This is a genomic window from Curtobacterium sp. MCPF17_018 (assembly GCF_003234135.1).
GTDB lineage: Bacteria > Actinomycetota > Actinomycetes > Actinomycetales > Microbacteriaceae > Curtobacterium > Curtobacterium flaccumfaciens.
The window spans coordinates 179670-201068 of the sequence record NZ_QKSJ01000008.1 but is presented as its reverse complement, the minus strand read 5'-3'; the positions used below and the strand labels follow the sequence as shown (position 1 = coordinate 201068).

The 21399-nt window shown below is 70.9% G+C and carries 17 protein-coding genes; 3 read left to right on the top strand and 14 right to left on the bottom strand.

Going from position 1 to position 21399, the window contains the following annotated elements:
- Window positions 1–159 precede the first annotated feature (159 nt).
- The 6 genes from DEJ27_RS11410 to DEJ27_RS11385 all read right to left on the bottom strand — a co-directional run bounded on the left by DEJ27_RS11410 (window position 160) and on the right by DEJ27_RS11385 (window position 8233).
- Window positions 160–3192 (bottom strand): glycoside hydrolase family 38 C-terminal domain-containing protein, encoded by a 3033-nt coding sequence (locus DEJ27_RS11410; RefSeq protein WP_110859555.1) that lies wholly within the window; start codon window positions 3190–3192, stop codon window positions 160–162.
- A 105-nt stretch (window positions 3193–3297) separates the two neighbouring features.
- A complete protein-coding gene (locus DEJ27_RS11405; protein WP_371836703.1) occupies window positions 3298–4191 on the bottom strand; it encodes a carbohydrate ABC transporter permease in 894 nt (297 codons plus the stop codon).
- 5 nt (window positions 4192–4196) lie between these two features.
- Window positions 4197–5147, bottom strand: coding sequence for a carbohydrate ABC transporter permease (locus DEJ27_RS11400; RefSeq protein WP_111090938.1), 951 nt, complete (start codon window positions 5145–5147; stop codon window positions 4197–4199).
- Window positions 5148–5254: 107 nt separating this feature from the next.
- The gene (locus DEJ27_RS11395; protein WP_111090937.1) at window positions 5255–6613 is read right to left on the bottom strand and encodes an extracellular solute-binding protein; all 1359 of its coding nucleotides are present in this window, start codon (window positions 6611–6613) and stop codon (window positions 5255–5257) included.
- Window positions 6614–6826: 213 nt separating this feature from the next.
- Window positions 6827–7669, bottom strand: coding sequence for a PhzF family phenazine biosynthesis protein (locus tag DEJ27_RS11390; protein WP_111090936.1), 843 nt, complete (start codon window positions 7667–7669; stop codon window positions 6827–6829).
- A gap of 9 nt (window positions 7670–7678) precedes the next feature.
- On the bottom strand, window positions 7679–8233 hold the full coding sequence (locus DEJ27_RS11385; RefSeq protein ID WP_110859551.1) for a DUF805 domain-containing protein: 555 nt from the start codon (window positions 8231–8233) through the stop codon (window positions 7679–7681).
- 108 nt (window positions 8234–8341) lie between these two features.
- On the opposite strand from DEJ27_RS11385, the gene DEJ27_RS11380 reads away from it, so the two are divergent.
- Window positions 8342–8854, top strand: a complete 513-nt coding sequence (locus tag DEJ27_RS11380; RefSeq protein ID WP_111090935.1) for a hypothetical protein — start codon at window positions 8342–8344, stop codon at window positions 8852–8854.
- Window positions 8855–9009: 155 nt separating this feature from the next.
- Here DEJ27_RS11380 and DEJ27_RS11375 read toward each other — a convergent pair whose 3' ends face one another.
- Together DEJ27_RS11375 and DEJ27_RS11370 are read right to left on the bottom strand one after the other, a co-directional pair.
- Window positions 9010–9963, bottom strand: coding sequence for a hypothetical protein (locus tag DEJ27_RS11375; RefSeq protein WP_111090934.1), 954 nt, complete (start codon window positions 9961–9963; stop codon window positions 9010–9012).
- An 84-nt stretch (window positions 9964–10047) separates the two neighbouring features.
- Window positions 10048–11319, bottom strand: coding sequence for an ROK family transcriptional regulator (locus tag DEJ27_RS11370; protein WP_111090933.1), 1272 nt, complete (start codon window positions 11317–11319; stop codon window positions 10048–10050).
- An 85-nt stretch (window positions 11320–11404) separates the two neighbouring features.
- Between DEJ27_RS11370 and DEJ27_RS11365 the strand changes: the two genes are divergently transcribed.
- Both DEJ27_RS11365 and DEJ27_RS11360 read left to right on the top strand, forming a co-directional pair.
- The gene (locus tag DEJ27_RS11365; RefSeq protein ID WP_027466669.1) at window positions 11405–11860 is read left to right on the top strand and encodes a GNAT family N-acetyltransferase; all 456 of its coding nucleotides are present in this window, start codon (window positions 11405–11407) and stop codon (window positions 11858–11860) included.
- A gap of 14 nt (window positions 11861–11874) precedes the next feature.
- On the top strand, window positions 11875–12261 hold the full coding sequence (locus tag DEJ27_RS11360; RefSeq protein ID WP_258370344.1) for an MGMT family protein: 387 nt from the start codon (window positions 11875–11877) through the stop codon (window positions 12259–12261).
- A 22-nt stretch (window positions 12262–12283) separates the two neighbouring features.
- On the opposite strand, the gene DEJ27_RS11355 is transcribed toward DEJ27_RS11360, so the two are convergent.
- From DEJ27_RS11355 to DEJ27_RS11330, 6 genes are all read right to left on the bottom strand, one after another.
- On the bottom strand, window positions 12284–12712 hold the full coding sequence (locus DEJ27_RS11355; RefSeq protein WP_110859547.1) for a DUF805 domain-containing protein: 429 nt from the start codon (window positions 12710–12712) through the stop codon (window positions 12284–12286).
- Window positions 12713–12749: 37 nt separating this feature from the next.
- Window positions 12750–14549: an ABC transporter ATP-binding protein gene (locus DEJ27_RS11350; protein WP_110859571.1), complete on the bottom strand. Its 1800-nt coding sequence runs from the start codon at window positions 14547–14549 to the stop codon at window positions 12750–12752.
- A 101-nt stretch (window positions 14550–14650) separates the two neighbouring features.
- Window positions 14651–16459, bottom strand: coding sequence for an ABC transporter ATP-binding protein (locus DEJ27_RS11345; RefSeq protein ID WP_110859546.1), 1809 nt, complete (start codon window positions 16457–16459; stop codon window positions 14651–14653).
- Between the two features lie 566 nt (window positions 16460–17025).
- A complete protein-coding gene (gene purH, locus DEJ27_RS11340; protein ID WP_111090932.1) occupies window positions 17026–18660 on the bottom strand; it encodes a bifunctional phosphoribosylaminoimidazolecarboxamide formyltransferase/IMP cyclohydrolase in 1635 nt (544 codons plus the stop codon).
- The gene (gene purN, locus DEJ27_RS11335; RefSeq protein ID WP_071404669.1) at window positions 18657–19250 is read right to left on the bottom strand and encodes a phosphoribosylglycinamide formyltransferase; all 594 of its coding nucleotides are present in this window, start codon (window positions 19248–19250) and stop codon (window positions 18657–18659) included. Before purN ends, purH begins: the two co-directional genes overlap by 4 nt.
- A gap of 41 nt (window positions 19251–19291) precedes the next feature.
- Entirely contained in the window at window positions 19292–21361 is a 2070-nt protein-coding gene (locus DEJ27_RS11330) for a DUF6350 family protein (protein ID WP_111090931.1), read from the bottom strand.
- Between the last annotated feature and the right edge of the window lie 38 nt (window positions 21362–21399).

The following is a 21399-nucleotide window of genomic DNA, read 5'->3' as shown; positions in this document are numbered from 1 at the left end:
ATTCAGCCCCCTACGCGCGGAACGGCAACGCGGAACGGCACCCCACACCCCACCCCGCAAGCGCACGCGCGCGCCAACGCGACACGGCGCCGGACGGAACGCACCCGTGTCCCGTCCGGCGCCGCGGTCTCTCCCCGACCGAACGCCGGGCCCGCTGCCTCAGGCCCGACGCACGCGCAGCGTCACGATCTCGAACGGACGCAGGGTCAGCACGACCGGCTCCCCGGCCGACCACGAGCGCTCCAGCGGGCGCTCGAGCAGGTCGACCTGCGACACCGACTCGACGTCGAACCCGAAGGAGACCCCGACGTCCGTCGCCCGGCCCCCGAGCCCCTCGTACAGTCGCACGACGACGTCCCCGGAGCGGTCCTCGGCGAGCTTGACGGCCTCGACGAACACCTGCGGCGACGACACCGTGACGATGGGCGCGACCTCGGCCGACCCGGGGACGCTCCGCACCGGCAGGTTCAGCCGGTACCCGGAGTCGGCGGCGTCGAGCACCGAGTCCCCGATCCGCAGCACCGTCCGGAACACGTGGTGCCCCTGGTCGGCGTTCGGGTCCGGGAACGTCGGCCCGCGCAGCAGCGACTCCCGCACGAGCGTGGTGATCCCGCCGTCCGGCCGGGTCTCGCGCGTGATGTCGTGGCCGTAGGTCGAGTCGTTCGCCACCGCGACGCCGAACCCGGGCTCCGCGACGTGCACCCAGCGGTGTGCCGAGGTCTCGAACCGGGCGTGGTCCCACGAGGTGTTCTGGTGCGTCGGCCGGTCGATGTGCCCGAACTGGATCTCGCTCGAGGCCGACGACGCGAGCACGTCGATCGGGAACGCGAGTTTCAGCAGCTTCTGGTGCTCGTGCCAGTCGACCTCGGTCTCGACGGTCAGCTCCGGTTCGCCCTGCACGGCGGAGTAGCGCGTGGTGAGCGTCGACGATCCGAAGGACCGTTCCACCACGAGCGACGAGCCGTCGACCGAGACGGACGAGGCCGACAGCACCGTGCCGTTGCGCTGGTACGCGCGGTCGATGTCCCACGCCTCCCACTGGTTCGGGGTGTCGCGGAACACCGTGTACTCCGCGGCCGCAGCGCCGGGCGCGATCGCGTCGCGTCCGGTGGCGTGGTCGACGAACGAGACGACGTGGCCGGCAGCGTCGATGGTCGCGGTGACCACGCCGGTGTCGAAGACGAAGCGGTCGCCGCTCCGGACGGGAGGCACGGGGCGCGGCGCGTGGACGACCGAACCTCCCAGGGCGGTCACGTCCCCGGCCGCGACCGGCGAGGCGTTGAAGCGAACGACCGACGCGGCGTCGTCGGTGCCGGCGCGCGCCGTCGTCGCGCTGCCGGCGAGCGCCGTCGTCGCGCTGCCGATCAGCCCCTCGAGCACCTCGGCGACCCGGGCGTACTGCTCCTCGGCGTTCTCGTACACCCACGCGATCGAGGACCCGGGCAGGATGTCGTGGAACTGCTGCAGCAGGACGGTGTGCCAGGCGTCCTCGAGTTCCGCGTACGGGTACTCGCTGCCGAGCCGGACCGCCGCCGTCGCTGCCCAGAGCTCGGCTTCGCGCAGCAGGTGCTCGGAGCGGCGGTTGCCCTGCTTCGTGCGGATCTGCGACGTGTAGGTGCCGCGGTGGAACTCGAGGTACATCTCCCCCGACCAGACCCCCGGCGTCGGCAGCTCGGCCTCGAGCTGCTCGAACACCTGCGCCGGCGTGCCGAGCGTGACGTGTGGCGACCCGTCGAGGTCGTGCTGCCGGTGTGCGGCGCCGACCATCTCGCGGGTGGGACCGCCGCCGCCGTCCCCGAAGCCGTACAGGAGCATCGAGGTGTTCGCGGTGCCGCGTTCCTTGTTGTTCCGTTCACCGCGGCGCAGGTCGGCGGGCGAGACGTCGGAGTTGTAGGTGTCGGCCGGGGGCAGGTGCGTCAGGACGCGCGAGCCGTCGATGCCCTCCCAGTGGAACGAGGTGTGCGGGATGACGTTCGTCTCGTTCCACGACGGCTTCTGGGTGACGAACCACTTCGACCCTGCGGCGCGGACGATCTGCGGCAGGGCGCCCGAGTAGCCGAACGAGTCGGGGAGCCAGGCCTCCGGGGTGTCGATGCCGAACTCCTCCAGGAAGAAGCGCTTGCCGGCGACGAACTGGCGGGCCAGGGCCTCACCGCCGGGCAGGTTGGTGTCCGACTCGACCCACATGCCGCCGACCGGGATCCACCGGCCCTCGGCGACCCGCTGCTTGATGCGGGTCCAGATGGAGGGGTACTCGTCGCGGATCCAGGCGTACTGCTGCGCGGACGAGCAGGCGAAGGTGAAGTCGGGGTCGCGGTCCATCAGGTCGAGCACGTTCGAGAACGTCCGCGCGCACTTGCGCTTCGTCTCGCGCACGGGCCACAGCCAGGCGGAGTCGATGTGGGCGTGCCCGACGGCGATCGCGCGGTGGGCGGCGGGGCTGGCGGGGACGGCGAGCACCGGTGCCAGGACCTGACGGGCGTCCGCGGCGGTGCCGGCGACGTCGTCCGGGTCCAGCGCGTCGGCGGCGCGTTCGAGTGCCCGCAGGATGTCGGCGCCGCGGGTGCCGTCGGTGGGGAGCTCCGCCATCAGCCCGCGCAGCACCCAGAGGTCCTGCTGCAGTTCCCACACGGTGTCGTCGCGCTCGACGACCTCGAGGGCCTTCAGACGGTAGATCGGGTCGTCGCCGGCGGTGGAGCGCGAGCCGAGCGGGGTCGCACCCTGGAACGAGTCGCCGCCGATGTCCGGGTTCGCCCCCGCCTCGATCCAGAGTTCGAAGGACTCCCCCGGGCCGACCTCGAGCGGCACGGTGTCGTTCCGCGGCTCGATCGCCTTGATCGTGGAGCCGTCGGCGCGGAACGCGAGTCCCTCGGCCTGGAACCCGGGCTGCCGCTTGGTGAACCCCAGGTCGACGAGGAGCTCGGCGGTGGTCCCCGGCGCGGTGCCGAAGTCCGCCGGTACACTACCGGTCACCCGGAACCACGTCGTGCCCCACGGGCGTCCGCCCCAGTGCGACCCCACCGCAAACGGTGTGTACGTCTCGCCCACGGCGGCGTCGAACGGCACCGGTTCACCCGGCACCTCCCACGCCTCGATCGTCACCGGCGCCGAGCGACGGAGGACGGCGGGGTCGACACGGTCGCGCACGAGGCGGGCGATCCGGGCCTCGACGAGCGGTTCGTCCTGGTGCATGTGCTTCCTTTCTGGTTCGCGGGACACCGGTGTTCGCGGATCGGACCGCGGTTCGCGGGTGTTCGACGTGCGGACACCGGTGTCTTGCGGGGGTGGGGGCCGGCGTCAGCCCTTGATGCCGCCGGCGAGGGCGTTGCCGCCGCCGAGGCCTCGGGACACGATCACGTAGAGGGCGATGACGGGCACGGAGTAGACGATCGAGAACGCGGCGAGCTGGCCGTACGCCACCGCCCCGTTCTGCCCGAAGAAGTTGAAGATGCTCACCGCGGCGGGCACCTTCTCGGGCGAGAGCAGCAGGACGAACGGGACGAAGAAGTTCCCCCACGCCTGGATGAACACGAAGATGAACACGACGGCGATGCCCGGACGCATGAGCGGGATCACGATGCGGGTCAGGGTGGTGAGCATCGAGGCGCCGTCGGTCCACGCCGCTTCTTCCAGCGAGATCGGCACCGAGTCCATGAAGTTCTTCGCCATCCAGATCGCCATCGGCAGCGACGTGGCGGCGAGGAAGAAGATGCAGCCCCACACGTTGTCGATCAGGTTGAGCGACACGAACAGCGCGTAGACGGGCACCATCATCGCGGTGATGGGCAGGCCGGTGCCGAACAGGATGCTGTACAGGAACGGCTTGTTGACGCGCATCTTGTACCGGGACAGCGGGTACGCGGCCAGCAGCGCGAACACCACGGTGACGACCGCGGTGCCGCCGGAGAGCAGCAGGCTGTTCGCGAGCGGGATGAACGACAGCTCCGGGGTGAGCACCTTCGCGAAGTTGTCGAGGGTGAACTGCGACGGCAGCTTCACCGACAGCGACGCCTGGGTGTCGAACGAGGCGAGCACGAGCCAGAGCAGCGGCACCGCGAAGCACACCGCGATGACGAGCAGCACGGTGTTCGACACCCACCGCATCGTGCGGCCGCGCGGCGACGTCATGTGCATCGACCCCGGTGCGGTCACCGAGCGGGTCGTGGTCTGGTCGAGGGACGGGGCTGTCATGGCCATCAGTCCACCTCCGGCTTGAGGGCCCGGATGTAGATGATCGAGAAGACCGCCCCCACCACGAGCAGGATGGTCGCGATCGCGGTCCCGAAGCCGAGCTGCGAGAACTTGAACGCCTCTTGGTACGCCAGGATCGGCAGGGTCGACGAGTTCGTGCCCGGACCGCCGCCGGTCATCACGAAGATCAGCGTGAAGACCGACAGGGTCTGCAGCGTCGTGAGCATGAGGTTCGTCGAGATGCTCCGACGGATCACCGGGAGCGTGATGTAGACGAGCCGCTGCCAGCCGGTGGCTCCGTCGACCTCGGCGGACTCGGTGATCTCCTCCGGGACCTCCTGCACGGCGGCCGAGTAGACGAGCATCGAGAACGCGGTGCCACGCCAGATGTTCGCCAGGATCACGGCGAGCATCGGGTACGTGTAGAGCCAGTTCGCGCCGGTGACCCCGATCGACGCCAGGAACGTGTTGAGCGTCCCCTCGTCGTTGAAGAACGCGTACGCCGCGAACGACGCCACGATCTCCGGCAGGACCCACGCGGCGACCACGAAGGTGCCGACGATCGCCCGGACGGCCTTGTTGGCCGAGCGCATCAGCAGGGCCAGCCCGAGGCCGAGCACGTTCTGTCCCACCACGGCCGAGGCCAGCAGGAAGACGACGGTCAGGATGACGGACTTCGGGAAGTCCGGGTCCTGGAACAGCTCGACGTAGTTCTGGAACCCGACGAACTGCTGGTCGGCCGCACTGGCGCCGGTCAGGGCCGAGTTGGTGAACGACCCGTAGAACGACGAGATGACGGGGCCGAGCAGGAAGATGACGAGGAGGACCAGGGCGGGGATGAGCGGAACCGCTCGTCCGACGTTCCGCAGTGGTCGCCGCTTCCGCGGCACGGGCGGATCGGTGCGCTTCGGCGCACCGGGCGCCGACAGCGTCGGCGAGAGGGGGGTGCTGGACACGATGGGTGCCTTCCGGGTGCGGAGGGGTTCCGAAGGTGGGGAAGAGCGGACGGGAGGCGCGGTGCGGGACCGCCCCGCGCCTCCAGTCCGTCAGTGGGTGACGTCCGTCAACCAGCGGAGACGGTGTTCTCCTTGCCGACCACCTGCGTGACGGCCTTGTCGTAGGCGGCAGCCGCGTCCTTCGGCGACTGCTGACCCGTCATGACCGCTTCCATCGCGACCTGGATCGCGTTGGACACCTGCGAGTAGTCACTCGTCGCCGGGCGGAAGTTGGTGTTCTCCACCAGCCCCGAGAAGAACTTGAACGTCGGGTTCGCCGCCGTGTAGGCCGGGTCGTCCGCGACGTCCTTGCGGACGGCGATCTGACTGTTCTCGGTGTCGTACTTCAGCGAACCGTCCTTGTCGAGGAAGCTCGTGATGAAGTCGAACGCCGCCTGCGGGTTCTTCGACTTCGCGCCGACCGCCAGGGTCCAGCCGCCGGACATCGAGTTGTAGCCGGGAGCCTGCCCGTTCTGGGTCGGCATGGGTGCCTGGCCCATCACGTCGTTCCACTCGGGCCACGGCGCGGTGCCGGACTTCAGCCACGTGCCGGACTGCCACGAACCGTCCAGGTCGATCGCGAGCTTGCCCTTCGGCAGCCACGTCTGGGCGATGGTCGTGCCGACGTTCGTGTCGAGCGCCTGCTGCGGTGTCGGGCCGAGGCCGCCCTGGTAGACGTCCTTCACGAACTTGAGCGAGTCCTCGAACTGCTTCGAGCCGGCGACCCACTTCTTGTCCTTGTACAGGGTGTTGCCGGAGCCGTCGGCGCCGTACAGGAGCATCTCGAAGCCCTGCATGGTCGAGGCCTCGCCCTGCGCCTTGCCCGAGTAGATGTTGAACGGGATGACGTCGGGCTGCTTGTCCTTGATGGTCTTCGCTGCTGCGAGCACGTCGTCCCAGGTCTTCGGCTTCCACGGGACCTCGAGCCCGGCCTTCTCGAAGATGTCCTTGTTGTACCAGAGGGCTCGGGTGTCGGTGCCCATCGGGACGCCGTAGATCTTGCCGTCGTCACCCTGCCCGGCCTGCTTGGCGTTGTCGAAGAACTGGTCCCACTCGTCCCACTTGTCCGTGTACTCGTCGAGTGGCAGCAGGTAGCCCGCCTCGGCATCGGCCTTGACGAGGAACGTGTCCTCGTACATGACGTCCGGGGCGGTGGCCGGCGCCTTGTTCATGAGCGCGAGCTTCGTGTAGTAGTCGTTGCCCTGCGCCTGGATGGGCACGAGGGTGACCTTCTTGCCGGGGTTGTCCTTCTCGTACTGCTTCTTGACGACCTTCATCTGGGCGTCGAGCTGCTGGAAGGCGCCGAACTTCTGGTAAGCGATCTTGATCGTGTCGCTCGAGGCGGACCCCGAGCTCGAGCAGCCAGCCAGACCGACTGCGGCCACGGCCACAGCTGCGAGTCCGGCGATGATGCGGGTGCGTTTCATCGGTGCTCCTTTGCACGGGTGATGTCCGCGGGCACCATCGCCCGCGCGCAGGATTAGTCCACCGTATTGACTTAACCGTGTCAAGGAGTTTCTGGGGGAGGCCGCAGGCGGAATCGGGCGTACCGGGTCGAATCGGGCGTACCGGGTCGGAAGTTTCGACCAGGTACGCCCGATTCCGCTTCCCATCGCGTGCGTTCTGGGAAGGAACGTCTGTCAGGAGATCGGCGTCGCGCTCCCCGTCACCGTGATCCCGCCGGCCTCGGGCACGTCCACGAGCAGCAGACTCGGACGCCCGACGTGCCGCCCCTGCCGGATCGTGATGCGGTCGCCCGGCTGCGCTGCACCGACCTGCCGCAGGTACGCCCCGGTCGACGCCGCAGCCGATCCCGTCGCCGGGTCCTCGGTGATGCGCCCGGCGGGGAACAGGTTGCGTGCCTCGTACTCCCGGTCACCGGTGCGGTACAGCACCGTGATGGTCCCCGCCCAGCCGGCCTCGCGCTTGAGCTCGGCGAGGGGCCCCGGCGCGAACCGGAACTGGTGGAACAGCTCGCGGTCGTGCAGCACGAGGACCGGGTGCCAGTTGCCGGCGAAGGACTCCAGCACCGGGAACCCCGGAGCGATGTCCGCCGCCTCGAGCCCGAGCAGGTCGAACAGCCGCGCCAGCAGGGCTGGTTCGATGTCCCGTGTCGCCGGCTCGACACTGGTCATCGCGACCTGCACCGCGCCGTCCGAACCGACGGTCGCATCGAGGGCGACCTCGCCGGCCAGGGTTGTGAACACCCGGCCGCCCGGCCCCTCGCGTTCCGCCAGCGCGACGGCCAGTGCAACGGTGGCGTGCCCGCAGAACGGGACCTCGGCGCTCGGCGAGAAGTAGCGGACGCGTGGCCCGGTCACCGTCGCACCGACGACGAAGGCGGTCTCGGGGTACCCCACCTGCCGGGCGATCGCGAGCATCTGGTCGTCGGACAGCCCGGCCGCATCGAGCACGAGCCCGGCTGGGTTGCCACCGCCCGGCTCGGCGGCGAACGCGGTGTACCGGAGGATCTCCTGCTGCATGCCCCGACGCTACTGCGGCGTCACGACCGGGTGCGCGGGCCGATCGCCCACGGGTGGCCCGGACTGCTGCGGTGCCGCGGGTGGCTCCGAGGGCAGCGCGAGGAACACGGCGAGCGCGATGTTGCCGGCGGGCACGAGGTACAGCAGGACCCACCAACCGGATCGGTTCGTGTCGTGGAGCCGCCGCACCGCGATGGCGATCCAGGGCAGCAGCGCCGCGAGCCCGACGACCACGAAGACGCCCAAAGCGGCCTTGGCGAAGACCGGCATCGACGTGAGCAGGAACCACCAGACCGGGAACGGGTTGAAGGACTGCATCGCCTGGTCGAGGACGCGCGTCTCGTCCGGGCTCGGCACGGTCGGCGGCGTCATGAAGAGTCCGACGCCGTACACGATGTTGATCGCAGCGGAGATGATCGCCCACCAGAGCGCCCACCACCAGAACTCGGCGCGAGCGGCACGACCCCGGAACACGAGGTACCCCCGCCAGAACCGCGAGAACGAGGCGGGGAACGTCGCCTGGTGCCAGGGGACTCCGACCGGTGGCTGCTGCGTCTGGTGCACCGAACCTGCTTACCGAAGCGACCTGAGCAAGCGGGTGGGGGTAACCCCCGGCCGCTTCCGGGTGCGCACGTGATGTTTCAGCGCCGCGACCGTCGCGAGACTGGATCCATGAGCACCGACACGCGCCCCACCACCGCCCGCCGCACCCTCCGGATCGCCCTCGCCTCCACCGCCGCGGTGTCCGCCCTGCTGCTGACCGCCGGCTGCAGCGCGATCCAGGACATCGTGCCGAACAAGACCCCGCAGAAGCACTTTGACGCGTACTCCGACGCCCCACGTTCCGGGGAGTCCGAGGACCTGGCGTTCTTCATGCCGAAGTGGGTGCCGGAGGACGCGAAGGACATCGATGTCCGCCTCCACGTCTCCCAGCCCGGGTACGTCATCGGGTTCGCGTCGAAGGACGGCGTCGACGTGGACGACTGCACCGCGCTCGATGAGTCGTACGGCGGCACGGCGATGACCGCCGACTTCCTGCCCGAGGAGCTCCCGAGCAAGGGCCTGGTCACCTGCGGCGACGGTCGCGCGGTCACCGAGATCGACGGCCGCTGGTACGGCTGGACCACGAAGGACGCCATCCCCGGTCAGGACGACACCCAGACCATGCACGGTTCGGCGCACTGACCGCGCCCCGCTGTCGGCCTGGAGGCGCGTGGCGGCCCCGCACCGTGCCTCCCGTCCGCCCTGGGGCCGGCCCCACCGCCCATGGCGTGCAGAAACGGTCGGGTCCGCACTGCTGACCCGACCGTTCCTGCACACGGAGTGGGCGGAAGGCCGTGTCAGCGCTCCGTGACCTCCGAGAAGTCCGGCGTCCCGTCGGGCAGCGCGGGCAGGGGCGTGCCGTCGACGTAGCGGGGCCACGCCAGCGCACGGGAGGCTGCGGGACGGGCCGCGTAGCGACGACCGTCGGACGCGACGACCGTGTCGGGGGCCGGCGTCGGCGTCGGTGGCGACGCGGGCGGGACGGGCGCGGCGAGCAGCGGAGCCGCGGGCACGGGAGCGTCGGGCGTCGGCGTCGCGCTCCATGCCGGCTGCGGGTCGGGCACCGACCACGTCGCCGACGGCACCGCGGCCCGCGGACGGAACAGTGCGTTGCTGAGCGGCACCACGACGGTCCCGAGCAGGTCGAGGATCACCACCACCCAGACGAGCCGCCAGTAGCCCCGCGCGTAGTCGACGTCCGGCGCGAGCAACGGGATCGAGAGCAGCAGTGCGAGCAGGGCGATCACGCCGACGGTGGCCTTGGCCACGACCTGCAGCGCTGGGGTCGGGTAGCGGCGATGGATGACGAGCAGCAGGTGCACGTGCAGCAGTGCCACCCGGGCCACGCCGACGAGCCACATCCAGTGCCAGAAACGCTCCAGGACGAGCCAGATCCCGTCGTCGTCGGCCAACGGGCTGCTCGGCACGATCCACACCTTGACCAGCCCGGCGACGAGCAGGTACATCGACGTGACGATGCTCACGAAGGCGAAGGTCCCCGACCGCCTGGACGAGACGTCGGCGTCGTACCAGGACAGCAGCGCGAAGACGACCACCACCACGACGGTCAGGAGCAGCTGCACCGCGACCCGTCCGAAGTCGCCGATCAGTACCGCGATGATCCCGATGAGTCCCGCGGCGACGACCGCGCCGATGATGGTCCGGAAGACGAGCGGGCGCACCCGGGCCCACCGCGGGTCCATCGCGTCGGTCGCATTCGCCGCGTCCGTGGCCTGCGTCGTGTTCGTCATGCGTCCCCCACCGTTCCCCGCCTCGGGGCGGATCGTCGATCGGCAGCGTAGCGGGCCGAGGCGGGTACGACGCGGCGTGCGGACTCAGCGCCGGATCAGCAGGGTGCTGGCCCGTGGCGAGAGCGCGGCGTCGAGCACCAGGCAGGCGGCACCCACGGCGGCGACGTCGGCACCGCGGTCGCTCTCCACCACCTGCACGGCGTGCTTCGGCACGAGCAACGGCGACCCGACGATGGCGGTCCGCGCGGCCGGCAGAGCAGCACTCGCGATGCGCGACCAGAACGGGCCGCCGAACACCACGCGGTCGATGTCGAGCAGGTTCACGATGAGGACGACGGCGTTGCCCATGACGGTGCCGGCATCGGCCGCGAGCGTGACGGCGGTGTCGTCTCCGTCCGCGATCGCGACGGCGAGCTCGTCCCACGCGGCGTTCACTGCGTCGACATCGGCGGCGTCTGCATCGGCATCGGCGACCGCGCCGCCGCCCGACAACCCGAGCCCCCGCGACCGGGCGATCCGCACCAGCCGGTCCGGCGCGACGGCCGCACCGACCTCGCCGCGCGTGCCCGAGCCGTCCGGGGTGCCCGCGAGCGACCCCTGGTCGACCATGATGTGTCCGGCGTCGCCCGCGTTGGACCCCACCCCGCGCACGGGTTCGTGGTCGACGACGAGCCCGACGCCGAACCCGGTGCCGAAGTACACGAACGCGAAGTTCCGGGCCGAGGACTCCCCCGCCAGGAACATCTCGCCGACCGCGGCGGCCGTCACGTCCTTCTCGAGCAGGACCGGGTACCCGGTGGCCTCGGCGAGCGCATCGCGCAGCGGCACGTCCCGCCACCGGGGCAGGAACGGCGGGTCGACCACGATGCCCGCCTCGACGTCGATGGGTCCGGGACTCGCGATCCCGGCTCCGAGCACGCTGTCGACGGCCACCCCGGCGTCGGCGACGAGCCCGTCGACGGCCGAGGCGATGGTGCGCACCACCTCGGACGGGTCGTCGGCCGTGGGGGTCGAGGTGGTGGACGCGGCGACGACGGTGCCGGCGAGGTCGAGCAGCACGTAGGTGACGACGGCCGGGTCGACGTGCACGCCGACCGCGTACCGGCTGCCCGGTTCGAGCCGCAGGATCGTGCGGGGCTTGCCGCGACCGGACACGACGGTGCCGGACTCGACGATCATGCCGGCCTCGATCAGGAACCGGGTGACGTTCGACACGGTCTGCGCGCTCAGTCCGGTGCGGGCTGCGAGTTCGACGCGGCTCAGGCCGTCGGGTGAGCGGCGGACGGCGTCGAGGACCACGGTGCGGTTGAACCCGCCGATCGACGGGAGGTTCGCTCCGCGTCGATGCTCTGCCATGCCGCGACCATACCGCGGCAACGGTGCGGTCTCGGTCTGCCGTCGTCACTGGCTTCCGCAGGGTCAGCACCGTTACCCTGGCCGCATGTCCGACCTGCGCCTGGAAGAACTCTCCGCGAAGACCGCTGCCGCGGCCAACTCCCTGACGCTCAAGCCGGGCCAGGAACAGTTCGTGCAGCCGACCACCTACGGGGTCGCCGAGTCCGACGTCAAGCCGAGCTCCGCGTGGACCCGTGTCGTCCTCGACGACGACGAGGTCCTCGGACTGATCATCGGTTCGTTCGACGCCGACAACGCGCAGGAAGAGCTGCGCAGCTGCATCTGGCGCGTCAACGTGGCGGCGAGCGCACAGGGCCGGGGCGTCGGTCGCTTCGCCGTGCACGGCCTGGCGGACGAAGCACGCAGCCGCGGGTTCGAGCGGCTGACGGTCGTGTACGAGCCGGGCGGTGACGACAGCCCCGAGGCGTTCTTCCGCGCCGTGGGCTTCGAGGTCGTGCGCGAAACCCAGTACGGCGACCACTTCGCGGTCCTGACGCTCTAGCACTCTCCGACACCGTGCCCTCCGACGACGTGGCATCCGATGCCGTGGCGTCCGGCGATGCCGCCGTCGACTTCGGCGCCGCCGTCGACTTCGGCGCCGCCGTCGCCGAGGTGGTGCGGATGATCCCGCCGGGTCACGTCATGACGTACGGCGACGTCGCCGCAGCCCTCGGGTCGCGGGCGTCGCGTGCCGTCGGCAAGGTGATGGCGCACGAGGGCGCCGACCTGCCGTGGTGGCGCGTGGTGCGCGCGGGTGGGCACCCGCCGCTCCACCACGAGGCCCGGGCACTCGAGCACTACCGCGTCGAGGGGACGCCGCTCGTGCAGGGGACGTCGGCCTGGAGGCTCGACATGCGTCGTGCGCGCTGGTCACCCAGCACGGACGCGGACGACCCGTTCTGACCTCGCGCCACGCAGGTCGGCCTCAGCGGTCGAAGCGCGCACCCTTCGGGTTCGCGGGCAGCAGGCACAGCACGTACACGATGAGCGAGCCGAGGCCCGGCAGCACGTGCAGGAACTGCCAGAAGCCGGACAGGTTCGCGTCGTGCAGCCGTCGGGCACCGAGCGCGAGCGACCCGATGAGCGTCGCGAGCACCCACAGCATGAACAGGTACGAGCCGACGGGGTTCTCGAGCGCCGGGGAGTCCGGCGTGAACACCTGCGGCACGAGCTGCAGCACGAGTCCGATCGCGAACGACGTCAGCCACCACCACCAGAACTCGGCGCGCGATGCCCGTCCGGTGAACACGGTGTACTTCCGCCAGAACCGTCGGACGGCCTCGGTGAAGGGGGCACCATAGAAGGGGTCGTGCAGGGCGACGCCGCCGGGCTGCACCACGCTGTCGTTGCTCATGGAGCAAGCCAACCACGTGGTGCAGCCCGATCGGGGTCTAGACGAGCGAGTCGCGCCAGGCCGCGTGCAGCTGGGCGAACCGTCCGGTGCCGGCGATGAGGTCGGCGGGGGTGCCGTCCTCCACGATCCGGCCGTGTTCCATCACGAGCACCCGGTGGGCGATCGCGACGGTGGACAGGCGGTGCGCGATGATCACCGCGGTGCGGTCGGCGAGCAGGGTCTCCAGGCCCTCTTGCACCAGTCGCTCCGAGGGGATGTCGAGCGACGCCGTGGCCTCGTCGAGGATGAGCACCTTCGGGTCCGCGATGAACGCCCGCGCGAACGAGAGCAGCTGCCGCTGGCCCGCCGAGACACGGCCACCGCGCTTGTTCACGTCGGTGTCGTACCCGTCGGGCAGCGCCATGATGAACTCGTGCGCGCCGACGGCCTTGGCGCTCGCCTCGATCTCCTCGCGAGACGCACCGGGCTTGCCGAGCGCGATGTTGTCCGCGACGGTGCCGGAGAACAGGTACGCCTCTTGCGTGACCATGACGATCGCGCGGCGCATGTCCTTCGTGTCGAGGTCGCGCAGGTCCACGCCGTCGAGCTTGACCGAGCCCTGCGTCGGGTCGTAGAAGCGCGCCATGAGCTTGGCGAGCGTCGACTTGCCGGCACCGGTGGACCCGACGAGGGCGATGGTCTGCCCCGACGGGATGTGCAGGTCGAACTCCGGCAGCACGACCTTGCCCTTGTTGTAGGCGAAGACGACCTCGTCGAAGTCCATCTTCCCGGTGGCGTCCGCCAGACGGGTGGGCTTCACGGGGTCCGGCACGCTCGGCCGTTCCTCGAGGACGCCGGAGATCTTCTCCATCGCCGCCGAGGCCGACTGGTACCCGTTGTAGAACATCGCGAGTTCCTGCGCCGGGTCGAAGAAGCGCTTGGCGTACAGCGCGACCGCGAGCAGCGCACCGACCTCGAGCGTCCCGCCGACGATCCGGAAGCCACCGACGATGACGACCGCGGCGAGCGTCGCGTTGCCGATGAGCACGAGCACCGGGTCGAAGGTCCCGAACAGGTTGAACACCTTCGTGTTCGCCACCCGGTAGTCCTCGACGAAGCCGCCGTACTCGTCACGGTTGCGGGACTCCTTGCGGAACGCCTGCACCGCGCGGATGCCCGTCATCGTCTCGACGAAGTGCACGATCACGCGCGCCGAGGTGACGCGGGTGGCGCGGAACAGCGTCTGCGAGTTCGTCTGGAACCAGCGGATCAGGAACCAGAGCGGCACGAGCGACACCGCGAGCACGAGCCCCGACGTCGGGTCGAGCAGCACCAGGGCCACGGCGGTGAACACCATGTACAGCACGCCCTGGATCAGCTGGTTCAGCCCGGAGTCGAGCAGCTCGCGGATCGAGTCGAGGTCACTCGTCTGGCGCGAGATGATCCGGCCCGACGTGTAGGTCTCGTGGAACTCGAGCGAGAGCCGCTGCGTGTGGAGGAACACCCGCTTGCGCAGGTCGAACAGGATCGCCTGGCTGATCCGTGCCGCGAGCACCGTGTACCAGGCCGTCAGCACCGCACCGAGGACGGCCACGACGATGTACGTCGCGACGACGCCGAACGCCGGCACCCAGTCGTTCTGGTCCATCACCGCGGGCAGGGCGTTGTCGATTCCCCACGCGATGAGCGCCGGACCCGCGACGGTGCCGGCGGTCGAGACCACGACCACGATGCCGAGCAGCACCAGCCGGAGCTTCAGCGGTGCGGCGAGGGACCCGAGCAGGGCGAGGGACCGGCGCCGCAGGCGCTTGCTCTCGGCCTTCGTGAAGTCCTCACGCTCCTCGCCGCGCACGCCCATGGTGGTGATCGAGGCGGTGACGGGGGCGGCAGCCTGCTCGTCCGGAGCTTCCTGCGGGACGGACGCCGTGCCTCCCGGCAGGTTCTGGTCGGTCTGCTGGCTCATGCCATCGCCTCCTGTCGTGCGGTCGCGTCGTCGTCGTCGAGCGACGAGATGACGTAGCGGTAGTGCTCGTTGGTGGCCATCAGCTCGTGGTGGGTCCCGACGGCCGTGACGACGCCGTTCTCCATCAGGGCGACCCGGTCGGCCAGCGTCACCGTCGACGGACGGTGCGCCACGATGAGCGACGTGGTGTCGGCGAGCACGCGGCGCAGGCCCGCCTCGACCCGCGCCTCGGTGTCGACGTCGAGCGCCGACAGCGGGTCGTCGAGCACGAGCACCGACGGCCGGGCGGCGATCGCGCGGGCGAGTGCCAGGCGCTGGCGCTGGCCACCGGACAGCGACAGCCCCTCTTCACCGACCCGGGTGTCGACGCCGTCGGGAAGGTCGTCCACGAAGGACGCCTGCGCGATGTCGAGCGCCTCGCGCATGAGCGCCTCGGCCTCGGCACCCTGCACGTCCGGTCGACCGAGGAGCACGTTCTCACGCACGGTCGACGAGAACAGGGTGGCGTCCTCGAAGGCGACGCCGACGTGCCGGCGCAGTTCCTCGCGGGTGAGGTCGCGGATGTCCACCCCGTCGATCGTCACCGAGCCGCCCGTCACGTCGTACAGACGCGGCACGAGCGAGAGCAGCGTCGTCTTGCCGCAGCCGGTGAGCCCGACGAGCGCCATGGTCTCGCCCGGCTGCAGCTGCAGTTCGACGCCGTTGATCAGGTCCGGGTACTGCGGTGCGGAGTCCTGGTACCGGAAGTGCACGCCGTTGAACGACAGGGCGCCGTGCGGCTGGGCGATCGTCTTCGGGTGCTCCGGGTCCGTGATGGTGTTCTCGGAGTCCATGACCTCGAAGAAGCGGTCGACCGCCGTGCGGGTGTCGAACGTCATCGAGAGCAGGAAGCCGATCGACTCGATCGGGAACCGCAGCACCGTCGCCGTCGCGAAGAACGCGAACAGCTGGCCGACGCTGAGCTGCCCCTGCGACGCCAGCCAGATGCCGGCGAGCAGGCACAGGGCGAACGCGACGTCCGGCACGAGCAGCAGCCAGAGCCAGATGCCCGCGATGGCCTTCGCCTTCTTGATCTCGGTGCCGCGCAGCGCCTCGGCCTGCTCGCTGAACTCCTCGAGCTTCGCGCCGCCGCGACCGAACGCCTTGAGCACGCGGATGCCGTGCACCGACTGCTCGACGCTCGTGGCGAGGTCTCCGACCTGGTCCTGGCTGCGGCGTGCGACGGCGGAGTACCGGCGCTCGAACAGCAGGCCGTTGATCCACAGCGGGATCGAGGCGATCAGGAAGATCAGCCCGAGGATCCAGCCGAAGGTGAACAGCACGACGAAGCCGACGACGATCGTCACGATGTTCACGACGAGCAGGACGACCCCGAAGGCCAGCCAACGCCGGATCAGCGACAGGTCCGACACGGAACGGGACAGCAGCTGCCCGGACTCCCAGCGGTCGTGGAACGCGACCGGCAGGTCCTGCAGCTTCGCGTAGAGCGAGTTGCGCATGCTGGTCTCGATGCGGGTCGAGGGGCGCATCACCAGCCGGCGGCGCGAGGCGATGAAGAACGCCTCGAGCACACCGAGGGCGAGCACCCCGAGCCCGGCGGGCCAGATCTGCGCCGAGTCGCGCGACGACAGCGGACCGTCGACGAGCCACTGCAGCACGTAGGGGATTGCGAGCGCCACCAGGGAGGCTCCCATCGCTGCGGCCATGCCGCCGATGAGGCGCCCCTGGTAGGGCTTCACGTAGGGGTAGATCCGCGCGATCGCGCGGAAGGTGGACGGGCGCGCCGTGGTGGGCGACTTGGACATGCGTTGCGTCCTCATGCGTCTGCCGGGTCCCCGGGTCGCGCTGCGCGGTGCTTGCTCGCTGCTGCTTGCTTGCTTGCTGCTTGCTGCTTGCTGCTTGCTTGCTCGCGTCGCACGGCTTCGGCCTGGAGGCTCGGTGTGGCGTTGCGTGGTGATCATCGGCCGGGCGCGTGGTCGCGTCTCCGCCGTCACTCGCGTGACGTCGGTCGGGCCGGAGGCACCGAGGGACAGTCGTCCCCCGGGTTCAGGCGGGTGGTTCGCGGACGCCGGTGCTGCTGCGCCGCGGGGCCGTGGGAACGGCCCGACTAGACGGCGGCCGCGGCGCGGGGCCGCGGTGCGATCAGGGATCGCCGTGCGGGAGTGGTCCCCACGACGGACACGAGACCTGCACGGGCGGCCGTCGCCACGGTTCCGGTCATGTTGTCCATCGTCACTCCAGTCGTCGTCTTCGTCACCGTTGTGTCCGCGGTGCCGCCGGTCCCGAGGGATCGTCGGCTGCCTGCCGCGGAGCCTTACAGACTATTCACAGTGACTCACGGCGCGCAATGGTTCGCCACCGATTGTTCACTTCAGTGGAAGAAGTGGCGCTCGCTCGTGAAGTACATCGTGACGCCGGCGGCCTTCGCCGCGGCGATGACCTCGTCGTCGCGGACGCTGCCACCGGGCTGCGCCACCGCGCGGACACCGGCGTCGAGCAGCACCTGCAGGCCATCGGCGAACGGGAAGAACGCGTCCGACGCCGCGACACTGCCGGTCGCGCGGTCACCGGCACGGTTCACCGCGAGGTGGCAGGAGTCGACCCGGTTGACCTGGCCCATCCCGACACCGACACTCGCGCCCTGGTTCGCCAGCAGGATGGCGTTCGACTTCACCGAACGGCTCGCCCGCCACGCGAAGGCCAGGTCGGCGAGGGTCTGCTCGTCGGCGGGCTCGCCGGCGACGAGGGTCCAGGTGGCCTGGTCGAAGCCCGTGAAGCGGTCGGCGTCCTGCACCAGGAACCCGCCGGAGATCTGCTTGACCTCGCGGTCGGCGAGCGCGAAGTCGGCCGGCAGCGTGAGCAGGCGGATGTTCTTCTTGCGCGACAGGATCTCGAGCGCCTCGGGGTCGAACCCGGGGGCGACGACGACCTCAGTGAAGATGTCCTTCACGGTCTCGGCCATGGCCACGGTGACCGGGCGGTTCGCGGCGATGACCCCGCCGAACGCCGAGAGCGGGTCGCAGGCGTGCGCGGCGGCGTGGGCCGAGGCGATCGGGTCGGCGGAGTCGGCCGGGGCGATCGCGATGCCGCACGGGTTGGCGTGCTTGATGATCGCGACGGCGGGCTCGTCGAAGTCGAAGGCCGCACGGACCGCTGCGTCGGCGTCGACGTAGTTGTTGTACGACATCTCCTTGCCGTGCAGCTGCGTCGCCTGTGCGATGCCGGTGCCGTCCGACATCGTGTAGAGCGCCGCGGCCTGGTGGGCGTTCTCGCCGTAGCGCAGGGTCGCCGACAGCTCGGCCTCGACCGCCAGGTGCTCGTCGAACGCACCGGGGGTCCGGATGTCGCCGGCGGTCGTCGGGGCCGCAGCGGCGGTGACGACGTCGCTCGCGAAGTAGGACGCCACCGCGGTGTCGTAGGCGGCGGTGTGCGCGAAGGCCTGGGCGGCGAGGCGCTTCCGGAGCTCGAGCGTCGTGCCGCCGGCCCGCACGGCCTCGACGACCTCGGGGTAGGACGCCGGGGACACGACGATCGCCACGTTCGGGTGGTTCTTCGCCGAGGCGCGGACCATCGCGGGGCCGCCGATGTCGACGTTCTCGACCACGGTCGCGGTGTCGGCACCCGACGCCACGGTCTCGACGAACGGGTAGAGGTTCACGACGACGAGCTCGAACGGCGCGATGTCGAGGTCGGCGAGCTGCTGCTCGTGCGACTCGAGCCGCAGGTCGGCGAGCAGGCCGGCGTGCACCGACGGGTGCAGGGTCTTCACCCGGCCGTCGAGCGACTCGGGGAACCCGGTGACGCTCGCGACGTCCGTGACGGCGTAGCCGGCGTCACGGATGGTCTGCGCGGTGGAGCCGGTCGACACGATCTCGACCCCGGACTCGGCCAGGGCACCGGCGAGCTCGAGCAGGCCGGACTTGTCGCTCACCGAGATCAGTGCACGGCGGACCGGGACCACGTCACGGTCGCGGTAGAGGCTGGGGTCGGCTGCGTGCACGCTCATGCGCTCGGGGTGCCCTTCAGGTCGGTGGTGCCGTTGGCGATGTCGAGGATGGTCTGGATGAGCAGGCGGCGCTCGACCGGTTTGATGCGGTCGTGCAGCGTCGACTCGGTGTCGCCCGGCAGCACCGGGATGCGCTCCTGCGCGAGGATCGGCCCCGTGTCGACGCCGTCGTCGACCGCGATGACGCTCGCGCCGGTCTCGGTGACCCCGGCGGCCAGGGCATCCCGCACGCCGTGGGCGCCGGGGAACTCGGGCAGGTACGCCGGGTGGGTGTTGATGATCCCCGGGGCGAACTCGGACACCACAGCCGGGGGCAGCAGGCGCATCAGGCCGGAGAGCACGAGCAGGTCGGGCGACCACGGGCGGATCTGCTCCGCCAGGGCCTGGCCCCACTCGGCGCGCGAGTCGTAGCGGGTGAACGGCACCGTGAAGGTCGGGATCGAGAACTCCTCGCCCAGGCCGAGGCCCTCGGCGTCACGGTCGGCACCGATGGCGACGACACGGGCGGGGTACTCGGCGTCGAAGGTCGCTTCGAGCAGGGCTCGGAGGTTCGACCCGGTACCGGAGATCAGGACGACCAGTTCGAGCACGGCACCAACCCTACCGGGAGCCGCGGCGTCGACGGGCGCTGTTACCGGTCGTCCTTCGGCTGCCGCCACCAGGGCAGCTCGTCCTCGGGGATCTGGTCGGTGACGTCCCACTTCGCCGGGCGGGACTGCTCCGCCGGCACCGAGGCGGGCGCCCGGGTGTCCGGCGCGACGTCCACGCGGTCCGCCTCGGCCGTCTCGTCCACGTCGTCCCGGCCGGCGACGAACTCCTCGGTGCTCCACGGAAACGCGGGCTGGGCGTCGGTCGGTACCGGGGTGGACGCGGGTGCGGGAGCTGCGGGCCGCTCGGGACCGGGTCGCTCGGAGCCGGATCGCTCGGAGCCGGGCCGCTCCGGCTCGGCGTCGGAGCCGGTCACACGGTCGCGGAGTGCACCGGCTCGTCCTCGGACACCTTCGGCCGCACCGGCCAGGCGGTCGCGGAGGCCACCCAGGGCTGCTCGCCCGGCACTGCGGCGCTCCGGTTCGGGCTCGGCGGTCAGGCGGTCCGCGGCCACCGCGTCGGTCTTCGCCCAGTCGGGGAGCTCGACGTCGTGGTCCGTGTCGCCGACGCGCGGTGCGTCGGGCGCGGGTGCGGAGGCGGGCTGTGCGGGTGCCGTCTCGGCCGGCTCGCTGCCGATCGGCGCGCTGCGGACGGGCTCGCTGCTGACCGGCCCGGTCGCGTGCTCGGTCGTCGCGCGGGGCCGTGCACCGGTCGACCCGTCGTGGGACTCCTCGACCACGAAACGGTGCACGTCGGTGGTGCGCCCGGCGCCGGCCTGGTCGAGCGCGGCGAGCAGGGAACCCTCGCCGACGTCGACTCCGCCGCGCGCCGTGTCGTGGTCTTCGTCGGAATCGTCGGCCTCGGTCCAGCGCTCCCGCGTCCATCCGCCCTCCGGCAGCCGGACCAGGTCACTGCCCGCGGCAAGGGCGATGATCGCCGGCAGGCCGACCTCGAGTGCGGCGAACCCACCGACCGCCAGGGCGTCCGGGCCGACGTCGGCCAGGCGCCCGGGGCCGAACGAACCGGACGACACCCAGGCGATCAGCCCCGTGAGCACACCGGCCACGAGTCCTGCGACGACACCACCGAGTGCACGGTGCAGCGCGGAGTCGGCGGCGCCCAGGGCCCGCACCAACCGCGGCCGCATCGAGCCGCCGATCGCGAACCCGGCGATGACCGGCACGAGGATCCAGACGAGCCCGAAGGTGTGACCGGAGGTCGGCAACGCGCCGAAGACCGGCAGACCGGGGATGGGGCCCAGGGTCGTGGCGATCGGGGACACGCTCGACCCGGTGCCGATGGCGAACCCGGGGCCGATCAGCCACGAGGTCGCCCACCCGACGAAGTCCGGCAGGAACGCGAGCTGCCCGACGGTGAGCGCGACGCCGCCGATGACCCCGGCGTGCGACTGCTCGTACAGGGTGATGACCTCGGCGAACGAGGTGAAGAGCAGCAGACCGACCAGCACCGCGGCCACCCCGACGACCACGGCGGTCGCGGCGGTCCCGGCGCGCAGGCCGAACCCGGCGACGGACCGCCAGACGGCGGGGATGCGGTCCACCAGGTCGATGACGCGCTGGGTGCCGGCGTCGGCGGGCAGGTCACGGCGACGACGGCAGACCTCGGAGGCGGCGAGTGCGGGGATCCCGAACCAGAGCGCCGGCAGCACCACGGCCTGCCAGAGCGTGGGGCGGGTGGCGGCGGAGGTCGACGACAGCGCGACGGCCAGACCGAGGAGCGCGACGACGGCGGTCCCGACCAGCAGCCCGGTGGTGCGGTGCTCGGTCTCGGCGAACCGACGTCCGGCGCGGGCGCCGAGCCAGGCCGTCACGACCGCGAACCCGAGGGCCGCGAGGGTCACGTGGATGGGGTCGGCGGCGCCGCTGACCCCGGTGCTCTCGGCGAGTGCGGACCCGAGCAGGAACGAGACGTCGACGCCGTGCCCGACGAGCCACACGCTGCCGGTGGCCTTCCAGAACACGTCCCAGTCGACCTGCAGGCCGTACTCGAACCCCCAGAGCAGCGTCAGGGGCACGAGGGCGATCCCGATGCCGACGCCGACCGTCACGATCGCCTCGATCGCGGCGAGCAGAGCGGTTCCCAGGCGGTTCATCGCAGCGAGGATACGTGAGCCGCAGCCGGAACGACGGG

Excerpts from the sequence above, each read along its gene's own strand:
- DEJ27_RS11390 (WP_111090936.1), bottom strand. The coding sequence starts at position 7,669 with ATGCAGCAGGAGATCCTCCGGTACACCGCGTTCGCCGCCGAGCCGGGC.
- DEJ27_RS11405 (WP_371836703.1), bottom strand. The coding sequence starts at position 4,191 with ATGACAGCCCCGTCCCTCGACCAGACCACGACCCGCTCGGTGACCGCA.
- DEJ27_RS11370 (WP_111090933.1), bottom strand. The coding sequence starts at position 11,319 with ATGGCAGAGCATCGACGCGGAGCGAACCTCCCGTCGATCGGCGGGTTC.
- DEJ27_RS11355 (WP_110859547.1), bottom strand. The coding sequence starts at position 12,712 with ATGAGCAACGACAGCGTGGTGCAGCCCGGCGGCGTCGCCCTGCACGAC.
- DEJ27_RS11350 (WP_110859571.1), bottom strand. The coding sequence starts at position 14,549 with ATGGGCGTGCGCGGCGAGGAGCGTGAGGACTTCACGAAGGCCGAGAGC.
- DEJ27_RS11375 (WP_111090934.1), bottom strand. The coding sequence starts at position 9,963 with ATGACGAACACGACGCAGGCCACGGACGCGGCGAATGCGACCGACGCG.
- DEJ27_RS11410 (WP_110859555.1), bottom strand. The coding sequence starts at position 3,192 with ATGCACCAGGACGAACCGCTCGTCGAGGCCCGGATCGCCCGCCTCGTG.
- purH (WP_111090932.1), bottom strand. The coding sequence starts at position 18,660 with ATGAGCGTGCACGCAGCCGACCCCAGCCTCTACCGCGACCGTGACGTG.
- DEJ27_RS11380 (WP_111090935.1), top strand. The coding sequence starts at position 8,342 with ATGAGCACCGACACGCGCCCCACCACCGCCCGCCGCACCCTCCGGATC.
- DEJ27_RS11330 (WP_111090931.1), bottom strand. The coding sequence starts at position 21,361 with ATGAACCGCCTGGGAACCGCTCTGCTCGCCGCGATCGAGGCGATCGTG.
- DEJ27_RS11345 (WP_110859546.1), bottom strand. The coding sequence starts at position 16,459 with ATGTCCAAGTCGCCCACCACGGCGCGCCCGTCCACCTTCCGCGCGATC.
- DEJ27_RS11395 (WP_111090937.1), bottom strand. The coding sequence starts at position 6,613 with ATGAAACGCACCCGCATCATCGCCGGACTCGCAGCTGTGGCCGTGGCC.
- DEJ27_RS11365 (WP_027466669.1), top strand. The coding sequence starts at position 11,405 with ATGTCCGACCTGCGCCTGGAAGAACTCTCCGCGAAGACCGCTGCCGCG.